Below are 2,861 nucleotides of genomic sequence, written 5' to 3' on the forward strand. Positions count from 1 at the left end.
GATTCCCGATTCCCATTTCTCTGGTTCAGCGTATTGAGTTTATTCGTGGCCCACGCTCGGCAGTTTATGGCTCCGATGCCATTGGGGGCGTGGTTAACATCATTACCACGCGTGATAAATTAGGCACGACATTGACAGCCGGTATCGGTTCAAACGGCTATCAGGCTTATGACGGCTCAACGCAGCAGAAACTCGGTGAGAATACTGTTCTGACGGTAGCGGGGAATTATACCTATACAAAAGGTACCGATGTGGTGGCGAATCTGCCGGATAATTACGGTGATCCGCGTCAACCCGATCGTGATGGCTTCATGAGTAAGACGCTCTGGGCAGGTCTTGAGCATCAGTTCAACGACCAGTTCAGCGGTTTTGCCCGCGCATACGGTTTTGATAACCGCACGGCCTATGACGGAACATACAGTTACGCAGATCCGGCACACAGTGATGCGCTGCCTGACACACGCCAGTTGTACAGCCGGACTTACGATACCGGGTTGCGCTTCCAGCAAGGGATCTATTCGACGCAAATCAGCGGAAGCTATAGCAATACTAAAGACTACAATTATGACCCGAAATACGGTCCTTATTCCGCTTCTGCAACGCTGGACGATTCAGATCAATACAATTTGCAATGGGGAAACACTTTCCAGGTAGGGCAGGGAACCCTCAGCGCTGGCGCTGACTGGCAGAAACTCAGTACTCAGCCAGGCACAAACTATATTACCGATGGCTATACCCAACGAAACACGGGGGTGTACGCGACAGCTCAGCAAAAAGTGAGCGATTTCACTTTTGAAGGCGCAGTGCGTAATGACGATAATTCACAGTTTGGTTCGCATGGCACCTGGCAAAGTAGTGCTGCCTGGGAGTTTATTGACGGCTACCGTTTGATTGCGTCTTACGGAACAGCGTTTAAAGCGCCTAATCTGGGACAGTTATATGGCAGTTTTGGCGGTAATGCCGATCTTAAGCCTGAAGAAAGTAAAGAATGGGAAGGTGGGCTGGAAGGCCTGACCGGACCATTGAACTGGCGTTTGTCTGCTTATCGTAATGACATCGATCAGATGATCAGTTACGACAATCAGCAATTCGGTTATTACAATATCGATAAGGCAACAATTAAGGGTGTTGAATGGACCGGGTCTTTCGATACGGGTCCGTTGAGGCATCAGGTCACATTGGAATATTTGGATCCCCGCAATGCTGAGACCAACGAGATTTTATTACGCCGTGCTAAACAACAGGCGAAATATCAGCTCGACTGGACTGTGGCTGATTTTGACTGGTCGCTCAATTATCAGTATTTGGGTGAACGATACGATAAGAATTACAACACCAATGAAAATGTACGCCTGGGTGGTGTGAGTCTTTGGGATCTTGCTGTGTCATATCCGGTAACGTCACATCTGACGGTTCGTGGTAGAATTGCCAACCTCTTTGATAAAGATTACGAGACGGTTTATGGCTACGAAACACCAGGACGTGAGTACAACCTTACTGGAAGCTATACCTTCTGATACAACACAAGTTCCTGACCGCCCGACGGTGCTGGTTTTCGATTCTGGCGTCGGCGGGTTGTCGGTTTATGATGAGGTCCGGCAGATGTTGCCGGACCTGCACTATATATATGCCTTCGATAATGTGGCTTTCCCCTACGGCGAGAAATCCGAAGAGTTTATCGTTGAGCGCGTGGTGGAGATTGTCACCGCTGTTGCGAAACGCCATCCCCTTTCTATTATTGTCATCGCCTGCAACACTGCGAGCACCGTTTCTCTCCCCGCATTACGCGCCAAATTCAGTTGTCCTGTTGTCGGGGTTGTCCCGGCAATCAAACCTGCAGCTAAATTAACGCGTAATGGTGTGGTCGGATTGCTGGCGACCCGTGCGACAGTTCAGCGTCCTTATACGCATGATCTGGTCGCACGCTTTGCGACGGATTGTCAGATTCTGATGCTGGGTTCGGCGGAACTGGTAGAACTTGCGGAAGCGAAGCTGCATGGTGAAGAGGTTTCGTTAGCGGCGTTGAAGAAAATCCTGCATCCTTGGTTGCGTTTACGTGAACCGCCAGACACGGTGGTCTTAGGTTGCACGCATTTCCCGTTGCTTTCGCAAGAGCTGTCACAGGTTTTGCCTGATGGTACGCGTATGATCGACTCGGGTTCTGCGATTGCGAGGCGTGCGCATTGGTTAATTGAAACTTCTCATGTGCCAATTCCTGAAAGAAAAGCCGATGTGGAAATCGAGTGTGTCGCCTACTGCATGGCGATGACTGCAGAGGCGCAAAGTTTGCTGCCTGTTTTACAGGCATATGGCTTCAGAAGTATCCAGGAATTGCCGCTTTAAACATCATTTGATGAAAGATTCAGCGGTCGGTAAATTATTTGTATTTTAGGGGTTGCGGCCTTCTGAGAACTCCCTATAATGCGCCTCCACTGACCGGGAACAACGACTGACAAGTCGCCCGGACGGGAAGAGAAAAAGAAGAATGTTCGAATGAATAATYTCTTGACTCTTCAGCGGGAAAACGTAATATACGCCTCCCGCGCCGCATAAGATTCCTTGCGAACCGCGGCATGCTCTTTAACAATTTATCAGACAATCTGTGTGGGCACTCACAAGACGATATCAGCCACCTCGGTGGCAAAAAATATCAAGTCTTAGAGTGACCAAGCAGTAATTCATTTAGTTGAATTATTACGAAGTAATCTCTGAGCACCGCTTCACTTGTTGAAGCAAATCGAACTTTTAATTGAAGAGTTTGATCATGGCTCAGATTGAACGCTGGCGGCAGGCCTAACACATGCAAGTCGAGCGGCAGCGGAAAGTAGCTTGCTACTTTGCCGGCGAGCGGCGGACGGGTG

General features: G+C 49.3%; 2 protein-coding genes and 1 rRNA gene. All 3 read left to right on the forward strand.

Features of this window, described 5'->3' with window-relative positions; genetic code table 11:
* Positions 1-1,517, forward strand: a 1,517-nt coding sequence (gene btuB / locus AC1DUO_RS23970) for a TonB-dependent vitamin B12 receptor BtuB (RefSeq protein WP_477989093.1), incomplete at its 5' end; no start/stop codon positions are given.
* A complete protein-coding gene (gene murI, locus AC1DUO_RS23975) occupies positions 1,462-2,343 on the forward strand; it encodes a glutamate racemase (protein WP_013577558.1) in 882 nt (293 codons plus the stop codon). The genes btuB and murI, both read left to right, overlap by 56 nt.
* Before the next feature lie 403 nt (positions 2,344-2,746).
* Positions 2,747-2,861 (forward strand): 16S ribosomal RNA (locus tag AC1DUO_RS23980); the annotation flags it as partial.

The organism is Rahnella sp. P4_A8 (genome assembly GCF_056402435.1).

What these genes read in the sequence shown, in the direction of transcription:
- murI (WP_013577558.1), top strand. Translation starts at nt 1,462, where the DNA reads ATGGCTACGAAACACCAGGACGTGAGTACAACCTTACTGGAAGCTATA.